The 23,654-nt window shown below is 70.3% G+C and carries 19 protein-coding genes; 8 read left to right on the top strand and 11 right to left on the bottom strand.

Going from position 1 to position 23,654, the window contains the following annotated elements; translation table 11 throughout:
- Nucleotides 1-45 precede the first annotated feature (45 nt).
- From ABCR94_RS21485 to ABCR94_RS21460, 6 genes are all read right to left on the bottom strand, one after another.
- The gene (locus tag ABCR94_RS21485; RefSeq protein ID WP_347121258.1) at nucleotides 46-3,978 is read right to left on the bottom strand and encodes a lipopolysaccharide biosynthesis protein; all 3,933 of its coding nucleotides are present in this window, start codon (nucleotides 3,976-3,978) and stop codon (nucleotides 46-48) included.
- Entirely contained in the window at nucleotides 3,971-4,744 is a 774-nt protein-coding gene (locus tag ABCR94_RS21480) for a polysaccharide deacetylase family protein (protein ID WP_347121399.1), read from the bottom strand. Before ABCR94_RS21480 ends, ABCR94_RS21485 begins: the two co-directional genes overlap by 8 nt.
- Before the next feature lie 20 nt (nucleotides 4,745-4,764).
- A complete protein-coding gene (locus ABCR94_RS21475) occupies nucleotides 4,765-5,781 on the bottom strand; it encodes a glycosyltransferase family 2 protein (protein WP_347121256.1) in 1,017 nt (338 codons plus the stop codon).
- Complete coding sequence (locus tag ABCR94_RS21470) at nucleotides 5,778-6,650, bottom strand: glycosyltransferase family 2 protein (RefSeq protein WP_347121255.1); 873 nt, start codon at nucleotides 6,648-6,650, stop codon at nucleotides 5,778-5,780. The genes ABCR94_RS21475 and ABCR94_RS21470 overlap by 4 nt, the downstream gene beginning before the upstream one ends.
- A gap of 363 nt (nucleotides 6,651-7,013) precedes the next feature.
- The gene (locus tag ABCR94_RS21465; RefSeq protein ID WP_347121253.1) at nucleotides 7,014-8,117 is read right to left on the bottom strand and encodes a GNAT family N-acetyltransferase; all 1,104 of its coding nucleotides are present in this window, start codon (nucleotides 8,115-8,117) and stop codon (nucleotides 7,014-7,016) included.
- Nucleotide 8,118: 1 nt separating this feature from the next.
- Nucleotides 8,119-8,514 carry a hypothetical protein gene (locus ABCR94_RS21460; protein ID WP_347121252.1) on the bottom strand — a complete coding sequence of 132 codons (396 nt, stop codon included), beginning with the start codon at nucleotides 8,512-8,514 and terminating at the stop codon, nucleotides 8,119-8,121.
- Between the two features lie 188 nt (nucleotides 8,515-8,702).
- Here ABCR94_RS21460 and ABCR94_RS21455 point away from each other — a divergent pair, with 188 nt between their 5' ends.
- Nucleotides 8,703-9,512 (top strand): SGNH/GDSL hydrolase family protein, encoded by an 810-nt coding sequence (locus ABCR94_RS21455; RefSeq protein ID WP_347121251.1) that lies wholly within the window; start codon nucleotides 8,703-8,705, stop codon nucleotides 9,510-9,512.
- A 59-nt stretch (nucleotides 9,513-9,571) separates the two neighbouring features.
- On the opposite strand, the gene ABCR94_RS21450 is transcribed toward ABCR94_RS21455, so the two are convergent.
- Nucleotides 9,572-11,335: a serine/threonine-protein kinase gene (locus tag ABCR94_RS21450; RefSeq protein WP_347121249.1), complete on the bottom strand. Its 1,764-nt coding sequence runs from the start codon at nucleotides 11,333-11,335 to the stop codon at nucleotides 9,572-9,574.
- Between the two features lie 264 nt (nucleotides 11,336-11,599).
- On the opposite strand from ABCR94_RS21450, the gene ABCR94_RS21445 reads away from it, so the two are divergent.
- Entirely contained in the window at nucleotides 11,600-11,863 is a 264-nt protein-coding gene (locus ABCR94_RS21445; protein ID WP_347121247.1) for a hypothetical protein, read from the top strand.
- Nucleotides 11,864-12,082: 219 nt separating this feature from the next.
- On the opposite strand, the gene ABCR94_RS21440 is transcribed toward ABCR94_RS21445, so the two are convergent.
- The 3 genes from ABCR94_RS21440 to hmgA all read right to left on the bottom strand — a co-directional run bounded on the left by ABCR94_RS21440 (nucleotide 12,083) and on the right by hmgA (nucleotide 15,478).
- Nucleotides 12,083-13,309, bottom strand: coding sequence for a type ISP restriction/modification enzyme (locus ABCR94_RS21440; RefSeq protein WP_347121246.1), 1,227 nt, complete (start codon nucleotides 13,307-13,309; stop codon nucleotides 12,083-12,085).
- A 68-nt stretch (nucleotides 13,310-13,377) separates the two neighbouring features.
- A complete protein-coding gene (locus tag ABCR94_RS21435) occupies nucleotides 13,378-14,127 on the bottom strand; it encodes a GntR family transcriptional regulator (protein WP_347121245.1) in 750 nt (249 codons plus the stop codon).
- Between the two features lie 31 nt (nucleotides 14,128-14,158).
- Nucleotides 14,159-15,478: a homogentisate 1,2-dioxygenase gene (hmgA, locus tag ABCR94_RS21430; protein WP_347121244.1), complete on the bottom strand. Its 1,320-nt coding sequence runs from the start codon at nucleotides 15,476-15,478 to the stop codon at nucleotides 14,159-14,161.
- A 169-nt stretch (nucleotides 15,479-15,647) separates the two neighbouring features.
- Here hmgA and ABCR94_RS21425 point away from each other — a divergent pair, with 169 nt between their 5' ends.
- The 3 genes from ABCR94_RS21425 to ABCR94_RS21415 all read left to right on the top strand — a co-directional run bounded on the left by ABCR94_RS21425 (nucleotide 15,648) and on the right by ABCR94_RS21415 (nucleotide 20,216).
- Entirely contained in the window at nucleotides 15,648-16,265 is a 618-nt protein-coding gene (locus tag ABCR94_RS21425; protein WP_347121243.1) for a TetR/AcrR family transcriptional regulator, read from the top strand.
- 199 nt (nucleotides 16,266-16,464) lie between these two features.
- Nucleotides 16,465-18,690, top strand: coding sequence for a molybdopterin oxidoreductase family protein (locus ABCR94_RS21420; RefSeq protein ID WP_347121242.1), 2,226 nt, complete (start codon nucleotides 16,465-16,467; stop codon nucleotides 18,688-18,690).
- Nucleotides 18,691-18,809: 119 nt separating this feature from the next.
- Entirely contained in the window at nucleotides 18,810-20,216 is a 1,407-nt protein-coding gene (locus ABCR94_RS21415) for a CitMHS family transporter (protein WP_347121241.1), read from the top strand.
- A 203-nt stretch (nucleotides 20,217-20,419) separates the two neighbouring features.
- Here the strand turns inward: ABCR94_RS21415 and ABCR94_RS21410 are convergent, their stop codons facing one another.
- Nucleotides 20,420-21,328, bottom strand: a complete 909-nt coding sequence (locus ABCR94_RS21410) for an alpha/beta fold hydrolase (RefSeq protein ID WP_347121239.1) — start codon at nucleotides 21,326-21,328, stop codon at nucleotides 20,420-20,422.
- A gap of 132 nt (nucleotides 21,329-21,460) precedes the next feature.
- Here ABCR94_RS21410 and ABCR94_RS21405 point away from each other — a divergent pair, with 132 nt between their 5' ends.
- The 3 genes from ABCR94_RS21405 (at nucleotide 21,461) to ABCR94_RS21395 (ending at nucleotide 23,620) form a co-directional block, all read left to right on the top strand.
- A complete protein-coding gene (locus ABCR94_RS21405) occupies nucleotides 21,461-22,108 on the top strand; it encodes a TetR/AcrR family transcriptional regulator (RefSeq protein ID WP_347121237.1) in 648 nt (215 codons plus the stop codon).
- A gap of 245 nt (nucleotides 22,109-22,353) precedes the next feature.
- Nucleotides 22,354-22,929, top strand: coding sequence for a hypothetical protein (locus ABCR94_RS21400; RefSeq protein ID WP_347121235.1), 576 nt, complete (start codon nucleotides 22,354-22,356; stop codon nucleotides 22,927-22,929).
- Nucleotides 22,916-23,620: a class F sortase gene (locus ABCR94_RS21395; RefSeq protein ID WP_347121234.1), complete on the top strand. Its 705-nt coding sequence runs from the start codon at nucleotides 22,916-22,918 to the stop codon at nucleotides 23,618-23,620. Before ABCR94_RS21400 ends, ABCR94_RS21395 begins: the two co-directional genes overlap by 14 nt.
- Nucleotides 23,621-23,654 lie beyond the last annotated feature (34 nt).

Genomic DNA, 23,654 nt, shown 5'->3' with positions numbered 1-23,654 from the left:
TGCTGGGACGTACTGCTGGGACCCGTTCCGCCGGGCCCCGTACCGCTAGGACATCGTCACGAAGCGCTGGATCAGTGCGGCGAGCAGCACCGCCAGCAGCGGCAACGAGAACCAGAACGTGCTCTGCAGCCACTGCAGCTGCCGCACACTGGGCGCCACCGCCACCCGTACGACCTCACGCGCCGCCAGCAGCACGATCAGCGCCAGCGCCGCCAGCGCGCCCACCACGGACCATGGCGTCCAGGTGACCTGCGGGCCGATCGGACCCGGATCCGGCTCCTCGACCGGGCCGTCCGGCTGCTTGCGCAGCGCGTACATCGACACGTCCGCGTTCGACAGGACCTTCCTGAGCTCGGGCCGCTTGTCGAGGTTCGCGACGAGCCGCTGCTCCCAGGTCGGCGAGTAGCCCGCGTCGAACTGCAGATAGACCGACTGGCTGCGGTTGATCATGAGGTACGAGTTCGGTCCTGCGACCTTGAGCGACTTGACCAGGCCGGCCACCAGCACCGGGTCGGCGGGCGCGAGCGTCGGCAGATAGCTGACCTTCTCCATGTCCCTGGCGCCCCAGGGAATCGCGGGTGTGACGTTGTCCAGGATGTCGTCGCTCATCCACAGCAGCCGCACCGACGGGTCGTCGTGCTCGTACACGAACTCCATCGCCGCGACCTCGCCGCCCCTGATGCGCTCGAAGGGCTCATTGCCCCACCGGGCGACCAGGAAGCCGCCGATCAGGACCAGGCCCGCCATCAGCGCGGCGAGCGGCGCCAGACTCTTGCGGTCCGCGTCCCGCTCGTCCGGCGTGGCGCCGGTGCGCGGGAACAGCGCGAGCCCGGCCAGCAGGGCCGCTCCCGGCAGCGCGAACATGAAGACGCGCAGGGCCATTTCGCCGCCGTACGACTGCATGCCGAAGCCCAGGAACGGTACGAAAGTCAGCACCAGCAGGGACCGCTCGCGGTACCCGTTGAAACGGCGGCGCCACCAGCCCCAGCAGGCGAAGGCCATCACACCGCCGGCCAGCGCGACCCGCACGTAGAGCACCAGCTTGTGGGTGGAACTGCCGCCCTCGATACGGCCCGAGACCGATGACGTCACATTGCCGCCGACGCCGCCGACGCCCCCGAACAGCTCGTCGAAGTGCCCCGACCAGTACGGCTCGGCGAAGAACCCGATCCACACGGCGACCAGCACCGCGAAGAGGATCGGCAGCCCGCGCAGCGTCGAGAGCCCGCTCACCACCAGGACGGCGAGCACCCCGAGCATCACGAACGGGGTGAGCTGGTGCGCGGGCACCGTCGCGGCGAACAGGCCGACCAGGACGAGCAGCAGCACCGCCTTGTCGCGTCGTGCTGCGGGCCTGACCTCGGCCTCGCCCGGCCGCCGCTTGGTCCACAGCATGCGCGGCTCGCGGAACCAGACAAGGAGCACCGCGACGAACGCGATGTACAGCGCGTAGGTGAAGCCCTGCGGCGAGAAGTAGTCCTGGCCGACCCAGCCGCTCAGGACGAAGATCCAGATGCCGGTCCACTTGGCCCGCCAGCTCGCCCGCATGGACCGGGCGAGCAGGAACAGCGGCGGCAGATAGAGCAGTTGCACGGCGGTCGGCCACCAGCGGATCACCGAGGACATGTCCGAGATGCCGCACGCCTCGGCGACGAAACTGGCCGCGGCGAAGAAGCCGGGCCAGCTCCAGCGCGCGTCCAGGTCCGGCACCGCGGAGCCGGTCCTGTCGATGTAGTCCATGAAGCCCAGGTGCTGCCACGCGGTGGCGAACCGCGGCTCGGCCTCCAGCACGGCGGGCAGCGCGTGCAGCGACACCACGGTGGCGACCAGCGCGGCCGTGAGGAGCACGGTGCGCGGCCGGTCGAGCCACAGCAGCGAGGCGAAGGACAGCGCGAGGAGTCCGGCACCGATCAGGGTCGCCGTCGGCAGCACGGAGATGAGGCCGAGCCCGCCCATCCGGTCGAGGTCGGCCTCGCCGATGCCCCTGACCGGCAGCCAGTACAGCGCCAGCGCGGCCACCAGGAGCAGCGCCACGCCCAGCTCCGGGATGCGCGCGTGCAGGGGAGCGAAGCGGCTCACGGGACTCGCGGGGGACACCGCCGGTGCCGGGGGCCCGTCGGACGGGGGCTGCTCGGACGACGGGGACTGCTCGGACGACGGGGACTGCTCGGGCGGCGGCGTCGCCGACTGCCCCTGCGCGGGGTGCGCCTTGGGGTCGTCGCTGGCCTCGGCCGACGGCGCGGGCGACGGTACGGACGAGGTGGAGTGCGGCGGGGCGCCGGCCTTGGAGAGCGGCGACTTGAGCGCCCAAGTGGGCCGGTGCCCGGAGGCCTCATCTCCGCTGTTTCCGGGCGTCCCACCGCCGGTCACGGGCGTGCCCGCGGCCGGCGTTTCGGGTCCCGGTCGCACATCGGGCCGGCGCTCCGGGTGGTCGAAGTCCAGCCGCGCCCCGAGCGGCATAGTGTCCTGGTCGAGCGCGGAGCGCAGCGCCCAGCGCGTCCCGAACTCCCCGCGGGATCCGGAGTCGGATCCGGAGCCGGAGCGCACGCCCGGCACCTGCCCCGCGACCGCGAACTCCGTGTCGCCGTCACGGTCACGGTCACTGTCGACTGCGTGGGCCGAGAGCTCCTGCTCGGGGACGGTCGCGCGGGGCGACGCCGACTTGACCACCCGGTACAGCTTGACGCCCGCGACGGACGCGACGACGGCGAGGCTGGAGATCTCCGCGATGCCCGCTCCGACAAGCCCCAGCCGCGGCAGCAGCACCAGCGTCAGGCCCAGCACGAGCACACACAACGCGCCCTGGAGGTAGGCGAGCCCGGAGGTGCGGCTCTGGGCACGCAGCACCGCGAAGTAGACCTCGATGACGACGCGCAGCAGCGCACCGATCGCGAACCAGCGCAGCAGCGGCGTCGCCGCGTTCGCGTATCCCTCGCCGAACACGCTCAGGATGTACGGGGCGCCGAAGAACAGCACTGCCGCCACGGGCAGCATGATGCGGGCCATGCGGCGCAGCGCGGCCCGGCAGTTCTGCGCCAGCGTCGACGGGTCGTGCGCGCCCTCCACCGTCAGCGAGGCGCCCATGTTGATGGCGAGCAGATTGACCGTGCCGCCGATGGTCGTGGTGATGTAGAAGTACGCGTTGTCCTCGGAGCTGACCTGCGAGGCGACGATCACCGGCACCGCGTAGACGACGGCCAGTGAGAAGAGCGAGCCGGTGTAGTCACCGGCCAGGAAGCGGCCCATCTGCCGCAGGGTGGGCGGCCGGGTGGTGTCCTTGGTGGCCGCCACATGGCGCGGTACCAGCCGCCGGAAGACCATCCAGCCCAGCGGGATCACCGAGACCGCGATGGCCGCGACCCAGGAGACGAAGACACCCGCGGTCGGCACCGAGGTCGCGATGGCGATGAGCAGGACCAGCTTGACCGCGGAGAAGACGGTGTTGCCGACGGGCACCCACAGCGCGCTGCGCAGCCCGGTCAGTACACCGTCCTGGAGTGTCAGCAGCGACCAGGCGATGACGGCCAGCACAAAGCCGACGCCGTTCAGCGGGCCGTGCAGAAAGCTGTACGAAGGACCCCACAGGTTCAGGGTGGACAGGAAGATCCCGGCGGCCACCGCGACCACCAGGGAACTTCCCGCATACGTCTGGAAGACCAACCGCCCGGTCCTGCGCCCCGCCACCGGAATGAAGCGCGCCAGGGCCCCGGTCAGCGTCAGCGCGGCGAGGCCGGCCAGCAGCTTCATCGCCGCGATGGCTGCCGAGCCCTGGCCGACCGCGGACTCCGAGTAGTACCGGGCGGCGACCAGCCAGAAGCTCAGCCCGAGCAGCGCGCTGATCCCCGTATTGAGCATCAGGGCATAGGCGTTGCGAAAGAGCGGGTTGCCGCCGCCCTGCCCCGGCAGGCGCAAGCGGCGCCCCGGCGACGGCTGGGTCGCCGCCACGCTGTCGGCCTGGGCGGTCGTCGTGTCAGACACGGGTTCTGCTTACCTTCCGGCCGGCCGCTCGGGCTCTGCGGACCATGGCGTACCCCTTGGTGAGGGCTCGGTCCCTGGCGAAGATGCGGGCTATCGACCGGCCCTCCACCAGTCGCTCGAACTCCTCGATACCGGTACTGCGCTGTATGGTCACCCGCCGCAGGGCGTAGGGCCCCTGACACCGCTCGGCGAGGGCGTTGCCCACGGCGAGCGACTGGGTGAACCCGGCCTCGCGCACGGCCTGCCGCACCCGACGGCTGGAGTAACCGTACGGATAGGCGAACGAAGCGGGGCGGGTTCCGAGTTCCCCGGTGATGATCTCCATGCACCGCAGCGACTCGAAGCACAGCTCGTTGTCGGGGAGCTGGTCCATCTGGGGATGGGTGTGGCTGTGACCGCCGATCTCGGAGCCGTCGGCGGCGAGCTCCCGCACCTGGTCCCAGGTGAGCATGGTGTCCAGGGCGCCGCCTTCCTCGTACGCGCCGCGCAGCCACCCCGTCGAGACGAACAGGGAAGTCGCGAAGCCGTACTTGGCCAGCACGGGACGCGCATGACGGTGCACCCCTTCGTACCCGTCGTCGAAGGTGATCAGCACGGGACGGCGGGGCATCGCCCCGCCGTTTCTCCAGCGGGCGGCCAGCTGCGCCGTCGTGAGCGGGGTGTAGCCACCCGCGTCGAGCAGCTCCATCTGCTCGGCGAACGCCTGGGGCGTCACCGAGAGTCCGTACGTCTTCCGCGACGGGGTGAGCCCCACCGAGTGGTACATCAGAATGGGTACCGGCGTGTTCACTGAACCTCCTTTTGCGCACCTTCCGTGTTCGTGACGCTGTTCAGGACGGGCACCGTGAAGGTGGCGCGGCCCCGGCGGGCGCGGACGCTGCCGAGTACGTACCCACCGGCCGCCGCGGCGACTCCGGTCACGATGGCTCCCGCGCGGCCCGCGCCGCCCGGCCGTCCCAGGGCCGCGTCGCGCAGCCCGCGGGCCACCCCCGCGGGCAGCACCCGGGTGGTGTAGCGGCGTTCGGACTCAAGTCCCTTGCCTGCCCCCACACTTCGTGCCACGAGGGCCTTCGACAGGCCCTCGGCGTAGGCACGGGTACGGAAGTAGCCGAACCGCTCACGGACGAGCGGGACCTTGTGGTGGATCACCGCGCGGTCGTCGATCAGCAGCACCGCGTCGGGCAGCGCGTTGGTGAGCCGGATGCACAGCTCCGTCTCCTCGCCGCCCAGAGGCCGTTTGTCGCCGTCCCGGCCGATGCCGGTGGCGAAGCCTCCTGCCGCGTCAAACGCCGACCTGCGGAAGGAGGCGTTGCCCCCCAGGACGTTACGGACCCGCACCTTGCCGGGGGGCAGTCCCTTATACGTACAGCCGACGACCCAGTCGAACTCGGCCGGGAACCAGTTGGGCCTGCGGCCCGAGGCCCAGGCCGGTATCGTCCGTCCGCCCACGGCCATCACCCGCGGATCCTCGTACCCCTTGGCGAAGTGGAGCAGCCAGTCGCGCTCGGCCACCGCGTCGTCGTCGAGGAACGCGAGGATCTCGCCGCGGGCGGCGGTGATACCGGTGTTGCGGCCCGCGGAGAGGCCGCGGGGGCCCGCGTTGGCGAGCACCTGCACCTCCTGGCGTGCTTCCTTGTACTCCTTGCCGAGCCGTTCGAGCAGCGCCGGATTGTGGTCGACGACCAGCAGCGTCTCGACGGCCGGCAGTGACTGCGCGCGCACCGAGTCCACCGCTGCGAGGATGTCCTCCCAGCGGTCCTCCGTGTACACGCAGATCACCACGGAGACGGCCAGGTGGCTCAAGACACCTCTCCCTGGTTGGCGCTCGTCGCGAAGGCCGGCGTGCGGCGGCGGGCGTGCCGCTTGCCGCGCTCGTGGAGGATGACCCGCAGGACGCGCAGTCCGTCCCGTACGGCGCTGAGGTTGCTCACGCCGTGGATGCGGACGTACTCGTGGCTGGGGATCTCCTGGACCCGCAGGCCCGCCTTGACGACCCGGATGTTCATCAGGGTCTCGACCTCGAAGCCCGTGCAGTCCAGGTCGATCTTGTCCAGGCAGTGCCGCCAGAAGGCGTTGTAGCCGTAGCAGAGGTCCGTGTAGCGGGCGCCGAACTTGGCGTTGACCACGGCGCACAGCGCCCAGTTGCCGAGCTTGCGGATCGGGGTCATGTCGTCGGTGCCGCCGCCGTTGGCGAACCGGGAGCCCTTGGCGAAGTCCGCCCCCGAGACCAGCGCCGAGACATAGCTGATGATCTCGTTGCCGTCGGCCGAGCCGTCCGCGTCGACCATTACGATGATCTCGCCGGTGCACGCGGCGAAACCACTGATCAGCGCGTCGCCCTTGCCCTTTCCGCGCTGCTTGACGACCGTGACTCCCGGCCAGAGATCGCGAGCGACCTGCACGGTGTCGTCGGTCGAATTCCCGTCGACCAGGACCACTTCATGGATCCAGTCGGGCAGGGTCTTGAAGACATATGGAAGATTCTCTGCCTCGTTCATGGCGGGAATTACCACGCTCACCGGCGGTGCAATGGCGAGATGAGAAGAGATGCGACGGTACTGGCCGGATATCCGGCCGACTCCGATCTTGGACGAGTGGTCCGCATGGCCGTTGGTGGACGGCGTGATCAATGGATCTTCGCCCGATACCGCAGGACGGAGGAATGAGCTCATGAGTCTTTTCCCTCTCCACCGGTGGACCGCCCGCCCCCGGGCAGTCCGGATGAGTTTCCGGTTCGAAAGGGGGGATTCTCACCCCGGCCATGACGGAATGACACTCCGTACTGGTTGGGTGAGATGGCATAGCTGGCCGCGCGGCCCGCAGTTCGGCGCATGCGTGATCACCAAGTACGGCACCCCCCTACCGCGCCCCACTCCTGCCCCGTCGCGACGCTTGAGCCCTCCCCTAGAGTCGCTTTGAATGATGGGCAGTTGCGGGTGGATGTACGACGGTATTGATGATTGGGACTGTATGGCAAGACCTGGAACGTAGCCTCACTTTTTTGCGTCTTTGGCCATACTTCGACACTTCGGCGGTCACATATGAGATCGTCCTGAACGGATCTCTCCAATCCTCTTCAGTAACTTGTCAGCCGGCTTGAACAGTTCCGGCCGTTCGACCACGGTGTTGCGCAGGGCCCGGACCGGGGCACGGTGCGCCCGGTGTCCGAAAGCGACCGGGTGACGGCGCATTACCCACCCTTCCGAGACCGAGATCTCCCGGGTCTTGAGGGAGTCCTTGTACTGCTTCTGGCCGCGGCCGAGATCGATGTAGGCGATGCCCTCGGCGGCTGCCGCCTCGGCGATTCGCAGATGCATGAGCAAACCGGGCGAGAATTTCGCGAACGCCGGATCATAGGCGGGGAACCAGCAACAGATGATCCTTTCCGAACGCGGACCGAAATGCGCCGCGATCGGCTGGTCGTCCGCGTAGAGCACCGACAGCAGACCGCTGAAGGAATCCGTCCGGGTATGGAACAGATGCTCCACCAGCCGGATGATCCAGGTCTGGGTGAAGCGGTCGCTGCGCCCGGTCCTGCGGTACTGCGCGGACTTCCAGCGCATCAGCGTCCGCAGCATCTGCGGGTCCCGCTCGTCGTGCACGTACCGCAGCTCGCCGACCGTCCGCAGCAGCCGGCGTTCCTTTGCGAAGGTGGACCTCACGAACTTGGGGACTTCCCTGCGCAGCTGCGCGAGGTACGCCTCGTAGCCGTCCTCGGTGTCGATCACCGGCGAGGCGAACGATCCGGTGGCGCCGGTCTCGAAGGCCCGCTGGCCCTGCACCAGATGGTCGAACTCCCACACCGCGAGCCCGCAGGCCCGCAGCAGTTCCCGTGCGTCCCACTCGTAACCCGGTCTGTGCACCAGACCCTGGGCGTCCGAGACTCCGAGACCGATGGCCCGGCCCACGCCGGTGGCGGATCTCTGGAACGGGAAGAAGGCCGCGGGCTCGCCGTCCTGTCGTGCCACGGCGATCCGGACCCCGCGCCGGTAGTGGCCCATGGCCAGCGTGAACTCGGGGGAGAGGAACGGGTTCGCCAGCTCGGGCGAACCGTGGAGGTGGGCCTTGGACTGCATCGCGGTCCAGGCCAGCCGGTCGGCGGCGGTGAGCTCGCCGGGGCGGTGCACGGTGATGTCCACGTCAGGAGATCTGCCTTCTCGGCGTACGGTCGCCGGGGCGCCGCACCAGTGTCAGCAGGAAGAGGAGGGCGCTGATCCCGGCGACCGCCGCGACCCCGCCCCGGATCGACCAGATGTGCATGGCCAGCATCGCCTGTGCCACGAGCAGGTCGATCGCGATGGCCCCGGCCACAGCGGCGACCGCGCGGCCCAGTGGTTCCAGACCGCGAAGGCCTGCGGCCACGGCGGCCGTGGGTGCCACGACCAGGAAGAAGAGAGTGAACGGCGCGCGTAGCGGTGACGCCAGATCGGTGAGCGCCAGGACGGCGCCGACCACCGATACGGCGAGCGCCGCACCCGCGAGCACGGGCAGCGATTCCGATACGGCTGCCGATGGCTTGTTACTGAAGGTCTGCATTGGCGACTTTGCCCCCTGAAGCGCCGGATGCCGGGCTTCAATGTCGCGCAGACGACGGAGCCGCGTCAAGGATGCGGAGAGAGTGTGCAGATGATCCGCCAGCCCGAGCAACTTGGCATGGACACTTCCGGCGAAGTAGTGGGACTGCTACCACAGTTGTGGCGGAAATCCTGCTAAAGGGAGGTTCCATGAAACTGTCCCGAATCGCGGCGTTCTCATCCTCACTCCTTCTCGCCGCTGCTCTCGCCCTCACCGGGGCGGGCGCGGCGCAGGCGGTGGGCCAGGCCCAATCCCTGGACTACGTAGCCCTGGGCGACTCGTACTCATCGGGCGTCGGGGCCGGCAGCTACGACAGTGGCAGCGGCTCGTGCAAGCGCAGTACCCGCGCCTACCCGGCCCTGTGGGCGGCGGCGAATTCACCCTCAACGTTCGCGTTCACCGCTTGCTCGGGCGCTCGTACGGATGACGTGACAGGCAGCCAGCTGACCCCGCTCGGGGCGGCGACCGACCTCGTCAGCATCAGCGTCGGAGGCAATGACGCGGGCTTCGCTGACGTCATGACGACCTGCGTCCTGCAGTCCGAGTCGGCCTGCCTGAGCAGAATCGCCACGGCGCGCGGCTACGTCGACTCCACCCTGCCGGGCAAGCTCGACTCCGTGTACTCGGCGATCAGCGCCAAGGCCCCCTCCGCGCGGGTCGTCGTCCTCGGCTACCCCCGCTTCTACAAGCTCGGCGGCGGCTGTATCGCCGGGCTGAGCGAGAAGGAGCGCACCGCGATCAACGGGGCGTCCGACTACCTGAACGCGGCCACCGCCAAGCGCGCGGCCGACCACGGCTACACCTTCGCAGCGGTGGCCCCGGCGTTCACGGGACATGAGATCTGCTCGGGCTCCCCGTGGCTGCACAGCCTGAACCTGGGCAACATCGGCGAGTCGTACCACCCGAAGGCAGCGGGCCAGTCGGGAGGTTACCTGCCTGCGTTCACCGCTGCGGCCTGAGCTGCTCGCGGTAGCCCGTCTTTACCGCTGCGGCCTGAGCTGCTTGCGGTAGCCCGCCTTCACCGCTGCGGCCTGATCGTCGCGTCGGCCGGAACACTGGCGGAACCGCTCGCCGTGTAGGAGGAGGCCCCGCCCGTCGGGGTCTCCTGCTCGCAGGTCACCGAGTACGCCACGGCGTTGGACGTGGTGGTGACCGGACTCCTGACCTCCACGCTCATCTCGCTGTGCAGGGGTACGCCGCCGGCCAGGTACCCCAATTCGGTGTGGTTCACCTGCTTCGATTTCGTGTCGCCCGCGCCGAAGGACAGCGTCTTCCAGCCCGGGTCGGTGCTCTCGCTGCCCTTCATCACCCAGCGGTAGTTGACCTCGACGGGGACCCGGCCGACCGTGAACGTTGCGGCGAAGGCCGGGGCCTCGGCCTCCGGCGGCGGACAGGCGCCCGTGTAGCTGTCGCGCACGGCCGCGAGGGTGACCTTCACCGACTGGGGCGGCGGCGGGCTGGTCGTGCCGCCGTCACCACCACCGCCGTTCCCGCCGGTCCCACCGTTGTCGCCGCCCGATGCGCCGCTGCCGCCGTCGGTGCCGCCGTTCGTGCTGCCGCTCCCGCCGGTCGAGCCGTTGCCCCCGGTCGCCGCGCCACCGCCGCTCTTGCCTCCGGTGCCGCTCGCGCTGGCGGTCGGGGAGCCGGAGCTGCTCCCCGCATTCCCTCCCGGGTCGTCGCCGTTGTTCAGCAGCGCCCACGCGATGCCGCCGATGCCGAGCAGCAGCAGCAAGGCCACGCCCGCCGCCATCACCAGAGCGGCCCGCCGCGGCCTGCCCTGCCCCGTGGAGGTCGTCGTGGTGGACGGCGCGGGGTAGGGCTGTGGGGGCGGTGTCGGGGCGCCGTAGGGCGAGGGCATCGGCGAGGCGCTCGGCGTCGAGGCCGCGACGGTCGGTGTGTATCCGCCGGGGAAGACCGGCGTGGTCCGGATGCTCGGCGTACCACCGGCCGCCACGATCCGGAGCAACCGCTCCGCCTCGACGGCCGGCATCCGCTCGGCCGGATCCTTGCGGAGCAGCCCGTCGAGCACCGGCGCGAGCGCGCCCGCCCGTCGCGGCGGTGGCAGCTCCTCGTCGACGACGGCGCGCAGCGTGGAGAGCGGGGTCTCCTGGCGGAACGGCGAATTGCCCTCGACCGCGGCGTACAGCAGCACTCCGAGCGACCACAGGTCCGACTCGGGCCCAGGCCTGCGCCCCATGGCTCGCTCGGGCGCGAGGAACTCGGGGGAGCCGATGAGTTCGCCCGTCATGGTGAGGGCCGAGCTGCCCTCGACCAGTGCGATGCCGAAGTCCGTCAACACCACGCGCCCGTCATTGGCGATCAGTACATTGCCCGGCTTGACATCGCGGTGCAGCACACCCGCCGCGTGCGCGGCCCGCAGGGCCGCCAGGACCTCCACCCCGATGCGCGCGGCACGCTGCGGCGGCATCGGCCCCTCGGCGTCCAGTACGTCGGAGAGCGACAGCCCGCGCACCAGCTCCATCACGATCCACGGGCGGCCCTCCTCGGTGGCCACGTCGTAGACGGTGATGACGTTGCGGTGGGAGATGCGGGCGGCGGCCCACGCCTCGCGCTCCAGCCGGGCGTAGAGGCGCTGCCCGTCGGTGCCGCCAAGCGCGGCCGGCGCCCTGACCTCCTTGACCGCGACCTCGCGGCCGAGCAGATCGTCGCGGGCGCGCCACACGACACCCATGCCGCCCTCGCCCAGTGGGGACAGCAGGCGGTAGCGCCCCGCGATCACTCGCTCGTTGCCCGGCTCTTCGGTCACTGACGAGCCCCCCATCCGCAGCTGGGCGCAGCACGGTAGAAACCACTCAAAGTTAGCTCAACCCGAGGCCGCTGAAGCCCCCTTGAACACCAATCACCTCCGATCGCCCTCGACGGCGGCGAACTGTCCAACTCGCCCTGGAATCAGTTATATTCGGAGAGTAATCGTCAACCTCCGTACAGGTGTGGTGAATCCTCGGGGTGGGATACTTGAGTGTGACGGCGGGGCGATAGGGTTAACCTGCCCGGGCCGGGTGCCCTCGTACGGGTGGGGAGTGAAATGGAACAGATAACGGTGCGCAGCAGGCCACGAGTGCCTGCGATCACATGTGGGAGCAGCGCGACCAGTTCGCGCCTCGACCGCCATCTCTCGGTGCTCGGCGGCCCAGCCGTCCCGCAGCGGGAGTCGGCAGAGGCGACGCTGTTGATGCGCGAGCTCACCTCGCGTGACGTCGCGCACTCCCGGACGGGCAGAGGCGCGCGCGTCTCGCTCTTTGCTCCGCTGCGGCGACTGCGTCGCTCGCTGTTCGGCAGCCGCCGCTGACCGGCGGCCCAGCGGTACGTCCGGCAGCACGTCCAGAGTTCAGTGCGGATTCAGTACGGATTTGAACGGACGCGCTCAGGCGACCACACCGTCCCGGCGCAGCGCTGCTGCCCGAACGCCCCTCATCCCCGGGGCGGACAGCGGCGCGTCGGTGTGCTCGCCCAGCGCGGGATTGTCGAACCAAGAGCTTGTCGAACCAAGAGCCTGTCGAGCCGAAAGCTAGAGCAGAGCGAACTGCCCCTCCGGGCCCTCCTCGTGATGGTCGAGTACGGACGCGGGGCGCCGGGCCGCTCCCGGGACCGGTAGCACGCCCGCCTCCGTCAGATCGGCGCGGGTGATCTGCTTGGCCCCGGTCAGGTCGGGGCGGTCGGGATTCAGCTCGCCGAGCAGCGCCAGCACCGTGACGAGTTCGAGCAGCTCCGACGACCACTCCTTGGGCCAGCCCGTGGGACGGATCGCCGCCAGCGTGCCGGGCGCCACTTGCGCCGTACGCAGCTCGAACCACATGCGGAGCACCCGCACCCCGCCCACCCGGAAGTTCCAGGCGGCCGGGGGCACCGGCGAGACGCGGCCGTCACCGATGTGCAGCACCTCGTCCCCGGCGTCGTAACTCAGCTCCTGGGGGCCATCGGGGACGGCGGTACGCACATAGGGGCGCCGGCCACCGGGCAGCCGAGGGCGTTCGCCGCCGTGCGCGCCGCGCAGCTGGACCGCCGTCATGCGGCGGCCGAGCTCGACACCCGCCGCCCAGGCCGCGGGGTCGGCCGGCAGCGGTACGACGGCGCCCGAGGGGGAGGGGACGGCGGCGGCGACCGCCCACGCCAGGACCTCGTCGGCGGCGACCCCGTGCCCGTAACGGCCGCTCAGCAGCTCCGTCAGCCCCGGCGCGACGTTGGGTTCCTGCCCGCCGGGGCGGCGGTACAGGGGGCGGACGCGGGCGGGCCGTCCGGCGGGGGAGCGGTCGTCCGGCAGCAGGGCGCCGACCAGCACCGCGGGCCCGGACGCCCGCGGTACGTAACCCTGCTCCACGGCGAAGAGCTGCCCGGGTCCGGCGACCCGCCACAGCTCGGGGCGGGCGGCGTCGATCAGCCGGTGGTCGGGGACCAGCCACTGCTCGTCGAACGGCCCGTGCAGGAACCGGACCGGCTCCGGGCAGGGGCCGTGCTCCCTGGCGAACCTCCGGGTGCCGGTGGGCCTGCCCGGCAGCGCGTTGACCGCGCTGCGCACCGTGCGCGCCCGGCTCTCGCGGAACAGCGCCGCACGCGCGGGGCCCTCGGCCCGTACCAGCGCGTCCCAACGGGTCCGCAGCGTACGGATGTCCGGCGCGCGGACCCAGTCGCGGCCCAGCCGCAGGGGCGCCACCGACCAGGGCATCAGTTCGTCGAGCAGCGGTGCGTCCGCGAGCGGTTTCGCCCCGGTCGCGCCGCCGGACCGCGTCGCCGTCATCCGGACATCCTCCCCGTCGGAGCAGCTGCGCGTCGAGGCCGCCACTGGACCGTCTCAGTCGGTCCGGCTCAGTGCGCGTCGAGCGTCACGGAGAAGGAGAAACGATCACCCCGGTAGCGGATGCGGGCTACATCCACGACCCGGCCGTCCTGGTCGTACGTCACGCCCGTGTAGTGCAGGATCGGGCTGAGCAGCGGGACCTTCAGCAGGTCGGCGGTGGCCGGGTCGGCGAGCGTGGCCTCGACCGTGTCGGTGATCTTGCTGATCCGTACTCCGACGACGTCACGCAGCACCTTGGTCATCGGCCAGCGTTCAAGATCGGCGAGGTCCACCTTGGCCGCGACCTCCGAACGCACCGCGTTCTCCGCCCAGTTGGTGGGCTCGCCGCTCTCGCCGTCGCAGCGCAGCCGTTTGTACAGGACCACTTCGGCGACGTCCGGGAAGTACTCGACGAGTTGCCCGGGGACGGGCGCAGGGCCGTGCCCCAAGATCGTCGTCAGCTCACCCGACTGCTGGGCCACGATCGCGTCGATCGAGCCGAGCAGCTTGCGCGGGGCGCCGCGCCGCGCACCCGGCTCGATGAAGGTGCCGCGCCGCCGGTGCCTGCTGATCAGGCCCTCCGCCTCCAGCTCCTTGAGTGCCTGCCGCATCGTGAGCACGCTCACCCCGTAGTGCGTGGCGAGCTGCTCCTCGGTGGGCAGCCGTAGTGACGCGCCGGGTGAGCGGCCCAGTATGGAGGCGCGCAGGGACTGCGAGACCTGGTACCAGAGCGGAAGCTTCCGGTTCAGGACCAACGAGTCGGGAGCGAAGGCGGTCAAGGGTCTTCTCCGAGGGGCGGTAGAGCGACGGCTACGGCCGGAAGTGGCGTTGCAGACCCTGCCATACGTCGTCGTACGACGTCTGTAGATGGCCGGCGTTCGCGGCCTGCCCGGTGGCTGTCACCGGCCAGCGCGTCTCGAACATGAAGGCAAGACCGTCGTCGACCTTCTGCGGCTTCAGCTCCGCGGCGCTCGCCCGGTCGAAGGTCTCCCGGTCGGGTCCGTGCGCGGACATCATGTTGTGCAGGGAGCCGCCGCCGGGGACGAAGCCTTCGGCCTTCGCGTCGTACGCGCCTTCGATGAGGCCCATGTACTCGCTCATGACGTTGCGGTGGAAGTAGGGCGGGCGGAAGGTGTCCTCACCGACCAGCCAGCGCGGCGCGAAGACGACGAAGTCGACGCCGGCCAGGCCCGGGGTGTCGGACGGCGAGGTCAGCACGGTGAAGATCGACGGGTCCGGGTGGTCGTAGCTGATGGAGCCCAGGACATTGAAGCGGCGCAGGTCGTAGACGTACGGGACGTGGTTGCCGTGCCAGGCGACGACATCGAGGGGCGAGTGGTCGTACGTCGCCGACCAGAGGTTCCCGCAGAACTTGTTGACCACATCCACCGGCCCTTCGGTGTCCTCGTACGCCGCGACCGGAGCGAGGAAGTCCCGGGCGTTGGCGAGGCCGTTGGCGCCGATCGGGCCCAGGTCGGGGAGCTGGAAGGGCTGCCCGTAGTTCTCGCAGATGTAACCCCGGGCACTCTCATCCAGCAGCTCGACACGGAAGCGCACACCGCGCGGGATCAGGGCGATGTGGCCGGGCTCGGCGCGCAGCAGGCCGAACTCGGTGCGCAGCAGCAGGCCGCCGCGCTCCGGGACGATCAGCAGCTCGCCGTCGGCGTCGCTGAACACCCGGTCCGTCATGGAGGAGTTGGCGTGGTAGAGGTGCACGGCCATGCCGGTGCGCTGGGTCGTGTCACCGTTGCCGCCCAGCGTCCACAGGCCCGCCAGGAAGTCGGTGCCCGGCGCGGGCTCCGGCAGCGGGTTCCAGCGCAGCCGGTTGGGGTCGGGGACGGACTCGGTGAAGGGCGCGCTGCGGATGCCGCCGTTGTCGACCCGTACGAACGGCGGGTGCGCGGCCGACGGCCTGATCCGGTACAGCCACGAGCGGTGGTTGTGGGCGCGCGGCTCGGTGAAGGCGCTGCCGCTGAGCTGCTCGGCGTACAGGCCGAGGGGTGCGCGCTGCGGCGAGTTCCGGCCGTGCGGCAGGGCGCCGGGAACTGCCTCCGAGCTGTGTTCGTTGCCGAAGCCCGAGGAATGGGCCAGGGTTTCGGCCGTTTTCCTCGACTGCTCGATGCCGTTCATGGTCCACTCCCGGTGCCGAAGGAATCCTATGCTTGACAGTAGGATTCCTTGGTCCGCACGTCAACGGGTGCCACGCCACGCGATCACTCCCGGAATTCCTGCTGCTCATTCCTGCTCATTCCTGCTGTCCGCGGGTCGCGCGCGAGGGTGGGCAAGGGATGATCGGCCCATGGAGCCCGTGCCGCCCGCCAACCCACTCCGCCGGACCCCTGTGCAGCAGCGCAGCGCCGACCGGCTCGCCCGGATCCTGGACGCCTGCGCCGAGCTCCTCGACGAGACCGGGTACGACGACCTGAGCACCCGGGCCGTCGCCGCCCGCGCCGAGGTGCCCATCGGCTCCGTCTACCGCTTCTTCGACAACAAACGCGCCATGGCCGACGCCCTCGCCCGGCGCAACCTCGACAGCTACGCCGCGCGGATCGGCCACCGCATCGCCGCCGCCCCGGCGGGCGACTGGCGCGGCGCCATCGATGTGATCCTCGACGAGTACATCGACATGAAGCGCTCGTCCCCGGGCTTCGCCCTCATCGACTTCGGCATGCAGATCCCGGTGGGCGGCCCGGCTGTCGACCCCAACCACCGGGTCGCCGACCGCCTGACCGACCTGTTCGCCGGCCACCTCGGCCGCACCCCGGACGAGGCGCTGCGCCGCAGCGTCCTGGTGGCCGTGGAGGCCACCGACGCGCTCCTGCAACTCGCCTTCCGCTCCGACCCGTCGGGCGATCCGGGGATCATCACCGAGACGCGGGAGCTGCTGCGGGCGTATCTCGCCCGCACGCTCCAATGACTCCCCACCGTGCGTACTGGTCGGTATGCTCGGTGGTGCCTGTACGCGGCTGTACGTGGGCCGCGCCTTCTGCGCGTCGCGCCGTCCGTACGCGTGCGCCGCGCCGTCCGTATGTGTACATCGCGCCGTCCGTACGCCGTGTCTCTACGCACGCCGTGTCTCTCGCCGTGTCTGTACGCCACCGCCCCGGGAGGGCTCCGTGTCCCGTACCGCCCTGCGCATCTGCCCGCTCTGCGAAGCCACCTGCGGCCTCACCCTCACCATCGAGGGGAGCAAGGTCACAGGCGCGCGCGGCGACCGGGACGACGTATTCAGCCGGGGGTTCATCTGCCCCAAGGGCGCCGCCTTCGCGGAGGTCGACGCCGACCCCGACCGGCTGCGCGGCCCCCTCGTCCGTAAGGACGGCACGCTCCAGGAAGCGAGCTGGAGCGAGGCTTTCGACCTGATCGCCGCCCGGCTGCGGCCGATCGTCGAGCAGTACGGAGGCAACGCCGTCGGCGTGGTCCTCGGCAACCCCAACGTCCACACCATGGCCGGCGCGCTCTACCCGCCCCTCCTCCTCGGCGCCCTGCGCACCCGCAGCATCTTCACCGCCAGCACCCTCGACCAGATGCCCAAGCACGTCTCCAGCGGCCTGCTCTTCGGCGACGCCTTTGCCATCCCCGTGCCCGACCTGGACCGTACGGACCATCTGCTGCTCCTCGGCGCCAACCCCCTCGACTCCAACGGCAGCCTGTGCACCGCCCCCGACTTCCCCGGCAAGCTCAAGGCCCTGCGCAAGCGCGGCGGCACGCTCGTCGTCGTCGACCCGCGCCGCACCCGCACCGCCAAGCTCGCCGACCAGCACGTCCCCATCCGGCCGGGCACCGACGCCCTGCTGCTCGCCGCCCTCGCCCAGGTCCTCTTCGAGGAGAAGCTCACCGCGCCCGGCGTGCTGGAGCAGCACATCGAGGGCATCGACGAAGTCCGCTACGCCGTACGGGACTTCACGCCGGAAGCCGTCGCCGGGGCCTGTGACGTGCCGGCCGAGGAGATCCGCTCCATCGCCCGCGCCCTGGCCGCCGCACCCACCGCCGCCGTATACGGGCGCGTCGGCAGCTCCACCGTCGAGTTCGGCACCCTGGCCAACTGGCTGGTCGACGTACTCAACATCATCACCGGCAACCTCGACCGCCCCGGCGGCGCACTCTTCCCCCTCGCCGCCACCGCGAGCACACCCCGCCCCGCAGGACCCGGCAAGGGCTTCGCGCTCGGCCGCTGGCGCAGCAGGGTGAGCGGACACCCCGAGGCCAAGGGCGAGCTGCCGAGCGCGGCGCTCGCCGAGGAGATCCTGACACCGGGGGAGGGGCGCATCCGGGCGGTGATCACCGTCGCCGCGAACCCGGTGCTGTCCGCGCCCGACGGCGACCGGCTCGACGAGGCACTGGCCGGGCTCGACTTCCTGATCAGCGTCGACCCGTACCTCAACGAGACCTCGCGCCACGTCGACGTCGTACTGCCCCCGCCGCCGCCCTCGCAGAGCGCACACCACGACTTCGCCTTCAACGGCTTCGCCGTGCACAACCAGGTCCGCTACACCCGGCCCGCCGTCCCCCTGGAGGACGGGCGGCTCGACGAGAGCGAGATCCACGCCAGGCTGATCCTCGCCGTGAGCGGGATGCACGGCGCCGAGCCGGAAGCCGTCGACGCGCTGGCCGTCGGCCAGACCCTGGACAAGGCCGTCGCCACCGCCCACTCACCCGTCCACGGCCGCGACCCGCAGGAGCTGGCCGGGCAGCTCACCGGGCGCACCGGCCCCGAGCGGCGCCTCGACCTGATGCTGCGCCTCGGCCCGTACGGCGACGGATTCGGCGCGGTACCGGACGGGCTGAGCCTGGAGCGTCTCCTCGCGCACCCGCACGGCATCGACCTCGGGCCGCTGAAGCCGCGCATCCCCCAGGTGCTCAAGACCCGCAGTGGCCGGATCGAGCTGCTGCCCGCACCGATCGCCGACGATCTGCCCCGGCTGCGCCGCGCACTGGACGAGCGGCCTGCCGGATTCGTGCTTGTCGGCCGCCGCCACCTGCGGTCCAACAACAGCTGGATGCACAACATCCCGGCGCTGGGCGGCGGCAGCAACCGTTGCACCCTCCAGATCCACCCCGAGGACGCGGGTCGTCTTGGCCTGACCGACGGCGGGCAGGCGCTGGTCAGCGCCGAAGGCGGGCAGCTGGAGGTCCCGGTGGAGGTGACCGACGCGGTGCGCACCGGAGTGGTGAGCCTGCCGCACGGCTGGGGCCACAGCCGGGCCGGCGTCCGGATGTCCGTCGCCGCGGCCAACCCCGGAGTCAACGTGAACCAGCTCCTCGACGGGTCCCGGCTCGACCCGCTGTCCGGCACCTCCGTGCTCAACGGATTCCCGGTGGAAGTAGTACCTCTGGGATGACCTGGGGTTTTGCTCGTATTGCTCGCATGTCAACATCTTGTTAACGCGAGGTAGCGCGACCTAACGTCAACGAACCGCCGGGTCTGGTGGAAGTTCAACGGCGAACGTTAGGTACCCAAATGCTGACCATCCTCGGATTCGCCATGATTGCGACCTTTCTGGTCCTGATCATGATGAAGAAGATGTCGCCCATCGCGGCGCTGGTGCTGATCCCCGCACTCTTCTGTGTGTTCGTCGGGCAGGGCTCGAAGCTCGGCGAGTACGTCCTCGAAGGCGTCGGGAACCTCGCGCCGACCGCGGCGATGCTGATGTTCGCCATCGTCTACTTCGGCGTGATGATCGACGTCGGCCTGTTCGACCCGATCGTCCGGGGCATCCTGCGCTTCTGCAAGGCTGACCCGCTGAGGATCGTCGTCGGTACGGCCGTGCTCGCCGCGATCGTCTCGTTGGACGGCGACGGCTCGACCACCTTCATGATCACGGTCTCGGCGATGTACCCGCTGTACAAGCGCCTCGGCATGAGCCTGGTCGTGATGACCGGCGTGGCCGCCACCGCGAACGGCGTGATGAACACCCTCCCCTGGGGCGGCCCCACGGCCCGCGCGGCCACCGCGCTCAAGCTGGACGCGGCCGACATCTTCGTCCCGATGATCCCGGCGCTGGGCGTCGGCCTGCTCTTCGTCTTCATCCTCGCCTTCGTGCTGGGCAAGCGGGAGCGCAAGCGCCTCGGGTACCTCTCGCTCGACGAGGTCGTCGAGCCGGAGAAGGAGCCCGAGACGGTCCTGGTCACGGCCGGCGGCGGAGGCTCCGACAACCGCAAGAGCGTCGGCGGCGCGGGCGTTGACGGTACGGGTGTCGACGCCGTCCCCGCAGATGACGACGGCTTCCAGGGCCTCGACCCGAACCGCGACACCTTGCGCCCGAAGCTCTACTGGTTCAACGCGGGCATGACCGTCGTCCTGCTCGCCGCCATGATCATGGAGCTGCTGCCGATCCCGGTGCTCTTCCTCCTCGGCGCGGCACTCGCGCTGACGGTCAACTATCCGAACATGAAGGAGCAGCGGGCCCGTATCGCCGCCCACGCCGACAACGTCCTCAATGTCTCCGGCATGGTCTTCGCCGCGGCCGTCTTCACCGGAGTTCTCACCGGCACCGGCATGGTCGAGCACATGGCCGACTGGCTCGTCGGCGCGATCCCCGAGGGCATGGGCCCGCACATGGGCATCGTCACCGGCCTGCTGAGCCTCCCGCTCACCTACTTCATGTCGAACGACGGCTTCTACTTCGGCGTCCTGCCCGTCCTCGCCGAGGCCGGCGCCGCGCACGGCGTCTCGTCGCTGGAAATCGCCCGCGCCTCGCTGGTGGGCCAGGCCCTGCACATGTCGAGCCCGCTCGTTCCCGCCGTATACGTTCTGGTCGGCATGGCCAAGGTCGAGTTCGGCGACCACACCAAGTTCACGGTGAAGTGGGCCGCGCTCACCTCGCTGGTGGTGCTCGGCGCCGGAATACTCTTCGGCATCATCTGATGGAAAAGCTGGGGAGCCGGGGCTGGCTGCTGCGCCTGGTCATTGCCTTCGGCTTCGCGCAGGCGGCGGCCCCGGCCGAGGTGGCGCCCGCCCCCACCCCACGACGCCTGCACGACGTCTGTACGGGAACAGACACTCCCCAGTTCGAAACGCGCCCTTTGACGGACCCTTCCCGTCCGTTTCCATGCACAAGCACCGGCCGGTTAGTTGTTGTTGATGAAGTGCAGCATTTGGGTGTTGGTTTGGGCGGCGTGGTCGATTTGGGGTCCGTGGCCGGTGTTGGAGACGATCTCGGCGCGGGCGCCCGGGATCAGGTGGGGGACGCGCTCCACTTGCCGCTGCGGGTGTACGAGAAGGCTTCGCTTGCCGAGCAGCAGATGGAGCGGGGTGCGGATGGTGCGCAGCTCGTCCTCAAGGAGTGGGAGCGGGGCCGGGCGGCGGATGCGGTAGGCGCGGACGCCGGACCTGATCATGGTGCGCAGCTCGGGCACGATGAGGACCGGCTGCTCCAGCCAGGCTGCCAGGCGAGGGCGGAGCGCTTTGGGTGCGAAGGTCGCGAAGAGGCTGGCGAAGATCCAGACGAAGAAGCGGAGCCCTACTTTCTCCAGCCCGCCGGGGTCGAGCAGGGTGACCGAGGCGAGGCGTTCGGGCCTGCGGTGCGCCTGGTTCAGGGCGAGCCATCCGCCGTAGGAGGAGCCGATGAGGTGGACGCGGTCGAGGCCGAGGCCGGTGAGCGTCTCGTCGAGCCATTGGGCGGCGCGTTCGGGCCGGTGGATGGGTTCGCGCTGCACGCTGCGGCCCGGGTCGCCGGGGGTGTCGATCGCGTAGACCGGGCGTTCGGCGCTGAGCGCGGCGGTGTTCGGGTACCACATGGCGGAGCAGGAGCCCGCTCCGTGTACCAGGACGACCGGGGTGCGGGACTGGGCGGCGGCATCCGTGGGGCCGTACCGGTAGACGTGGGTGGTGCCGGCGCTGGTCTCCACGTCCATCTCCGCGAACGCGGGCGCTCCCAGGGCGTAAACCGCGTCGCAGGCCGCGAAGTACCGGTCGCGCAGGGTCTCGTTCACATAGCGGCCGACATCGGCCTGGGGGCGGGGTGTGGTCTCGGGCATGGGTGGGCCACCTCCGGGAGTGTGCGTTCTTCGTGGTACGACCGCACCATCATGATGATACGGGCGTATCATGAAGGTGGCCTGCGCAGGTGCAGGGCTCAGAGTTGAGGACCGATCAGCGGAGGCGCGGCGATGCCCAAGCGTGTGGACCACGATGTGCGGCGCACCGAGATTGCCGAGGCGCTCGTGCGAGTCGCCGGGCGGCGCGGATTGCATGCCGTGGGGATGCGTGATGTGGCCGCGGAGGCGGGGGTGTCGCTGCGGCTGGTGCAGTACTACTTCCAGACCAAGGAGAAGCTACTGCTCTACGGGCTGCACCACTTGGCCGCCGGGTTCGGCGAGCGGGTCGCAGCCCGGGTCCGGGCGGCCGGGGACGACCCGGGGCCGCGCGCGATGATCGAGGCGATGCTGATGGCGTCGTTGCCGACCGACGAAGAGAGCCGCACCTTCCACCTCGTCTACACCTCGTACGCCGTACTGGCCGTCACGGACGAGCCGCTTGCCGCGCAACCTTTCATCGACGGCCCCAATGCCGCCGAGGAGGCCGTGGCCGGACTGCTGCAGAAGGCGAAGGATGCCGGGCTCGTCGGACCTGATGTGGATACGCGTGCGGAGGCGATCAGCCTGCTCGCCATGTCGGCGGGGCTCGGCATCAGCATTCTGGTCGGCAAGCGCGAACCGGAGTCCGCCGACGAGGTTCTGGGCTACCACTTGGATCGGCTTTTCCGAGGCGGGCGTCGTGGGGGCGATCCCGTTCGGACTGGGCGGGCGCCGGCGTGAGGTTGCCGTTGCAGTAATTGACCCTGGCCACCGGGGAATCGGTGATCCGGAAGTCGGAGATCTGGTGGCACGGGACCGCGCCCAGGCCCTCCGGTATGTACGACGCGGGCGCCACGGGGTAGGGCCGGACGGGGGAACGCCGGAGGGCGCGTGGGCGTTTCTCCCGCCTGTCGTGTCCTTTGTGTGACAGATAGTCGGATTAGCTGTTGATCTGTCCGACATCTTCACGCTCTGGAGGACCCCGCATGACCGTCAAAACCCTTCTGCGCACCACCGTCGCCGGGCTCACTGTGGGCGGAGTGACCCTCGCAGGGGCACCCGCGGCCATGGCTGCTCCCGGAGACAACGGCGACGTGAAGATCCACGCTGTCGGTACGCCCTTCAACGATCAGCGCAACGAGCCCAAGGTCTGCGCGTTCTATCTCGCCGCGTTCAACTTCGACACGCTTCAGGAGGTCACCTGGAGCATCGCTCCCCAGCCGCCCAAGGTGAACGGTGCCAACCGCGACGGGCAGATCACCCTCGCCACCGGCACGGGACACACCATGCCGCTCTCGCTGCCCAACGGCATGTACAAGCTCACCTGGACCTTCGCGGGGGAGAGCGGCGCCGGCAAGATGAAGGTGTTCAAGGTCGACTGCCCGGACGGCGGCAACGGCCAGCCGAACGGACCCGTCGGTGCGGGCGGCGGCGGCACCGCCACGCCCGCCGCCGACAGTTCCTCGTTCGGCGTCGGTGCGACGCTGGCCGCGGGCCTGGCGGGAGCGGCCGGACTGATCCTCGTGCGCCGATCCCGTCGCCGCAGCGATGGCGCGTCCTAGGTCCAGGTACTCGCGCAGGCAAAGACGCCTCCTGCGTCTCGCCAGGACGCTGGTCCTGGTTCTGCTGCTCTTCGGCGGCATCCGGTGGGCCCTGGGCGGAGATCCGTCGGGCCCGCCGGCCACTGCCGGGACAGCAGCCGACGGGCCGGTGCAGGCGGCCCCGGGGCCCCGGGCCGAGCCGAAGGCCCGGCCCCGGCCCGCGCCGCGTCCACCGCCTGCACCACTGGCACCGTCGCGCGCGATACGTCTCGCCGTCCCGTCGATCACGGTCGAAGCGCCGGTCGTGGGGCTGGGACTCGACCGGTCCGGGCACCTCCTCACCCCGCCGGTGGACCATCCGCGTCTGGTCGGCTGGTACCGGGGCGGTCCCACCCCCGGCGAGGCGGGAACCGCGGTGGCCGTCGGACACCGCGACACCCGGACCGGGCCGGCCGTCTTCCTCAACCTCAACTCGCTCAAGCCCGGCAACACCGTCCGGGTCACCCGCAAAGACGGCCGTACCGCCGTGTTCACGGTCGACTCGGTGCGGACGTACGAGAAGTCGAAGTTCCCCGACGACGAGGTGTACGGCGCCACCGGCCGCCCGGAGCTCCGACTGCTCACCTGCGGGGGCGCGTTCGACCCCAGGGCGGGCTACGCGTCCAACGTGGTCGTCTTCGCCCATCTCACCGGGGTCACGAAGGAGGCCTGAGCCGGCGGGGCCCTCTGCGGTCCGGCTGCCCCGG

It is taken from the genome of Streptomyces changchenzhani (assembly GCF_039766235.1).
Taxonomy (GTDB): domain Bacteria; phylum Actinomycetota; class Actinomycetes; order Streptomycetales; family Streptomycetaceae; genus Streptomyces.
Note: the sequence above shows the minus strand (reverse complement) of the source record. Positions and strands in the feature narration are given on the sequence as shown.

Excerpts from the sequence above, each read along its gene's own strand:
- ABCR94_RS21480 (WP_347121399.1), bottom strand. The coding sequence starts at position 4,744 with ATGTACCACTCGGTGGGGCTCACCCCGTCGCGGAAGACGTACGGACTC.
- ABCR94_RS21470 (WP_347121255.1), bottom strand. The coding sequence starts at position 6,650 with ATGAGCTCATTCCTCCGTCCTGCGGTATCGGGCGAAGATCCATTGATC.
- ABCR94_RS21460 (WP_347121252.1), bottom strand. The coding sequence starts at position 8,514 with ATGCAGACCTTCAGTAACAAGCCATCGGCAGCCGTATCGGAATCGCTG.
- ABCR94_RS21455 (WP_347121251.1), top strand. The coding sequence starts at position 8,703 with ATGAAACTGTCCCGAATCGCGGCGTTCTCATCCTCACTCCTTCTCGCC.
- ABCR94_RS21450 (WP_347121249.1), bottom strand. The coding sequence starts at position 11,335 with ATGGGGGGCTCGTCAGTGACCGAAGAGCCGGGCAACGAGCGAGTGATC.
- ABCR94_RS21445 (WP_347121247.1), top strand. The coding sequence starts at position 11,600 with ATGGAACAGATAACGGTGCGCAGCAGGCCACGAGTGCCTGCGATCACA.
- ABCR94_RS21440 (WP_347121246.1), bottom strand. The coding sequence starts at position 13,309 with ATGACGGCGACGCGGTCCGGCGGCGCGACCGGGGCGAAACCGCTCGCG.
- hmgA (WP_347121244.1), bottom strand. The coding sequence starts at position 15,478 with ATGAACGGCATCGAGCAGTCGAGGAAAACGGCCGAAACCCTGGCCCAT.
- ABCR94_RS21425 (WP_347121243.1), top strand. The coding sequence starts at position 15,648 with ATGGAGCCCGTGCCGCCCGCCAACCCACTCCGCCGGACCCCTGTGCAG.
- ABCR94_RS21415 (WP_347121241.1), top strand. The coding sequence starts at position 18,810 with ATGCTGACCATCCTCGGATTCGCCATGATTGCGACCTTTCTGGTCCTG.
- ABCR94_RS21410 (WP_347121239.1), bottom strand. The coding sequence starts at position 21,328 with ATGCCCGAGACCACACCCCGCCCCCAGGCCGATGTCGGCCGCTATGTG.
- ABCR94_RS21405 (WP_347121237.1), top strand. The coding sequence starts at position 21,461 with ATGCCCAAGCGTGTGGACCACGATGTGCGGCGCACCGAGATTGCCGAG.
- ABCR94_RS21400 (WP_347121235.1), top strand. The coding sequence starts at position 22,354 with ATGACCGTCAAAACCCTTCTGCGCACCACCGTCGCCGGGCTCACTGTG.
- ABCR94_RS21395 (WP_347121234.1), top strand. The coding sequence starts at position 22,916 with ATGGCGCGTCCTAGGTCCAGGTACTCGCGCAGGCAAAGACGCCTCCTG.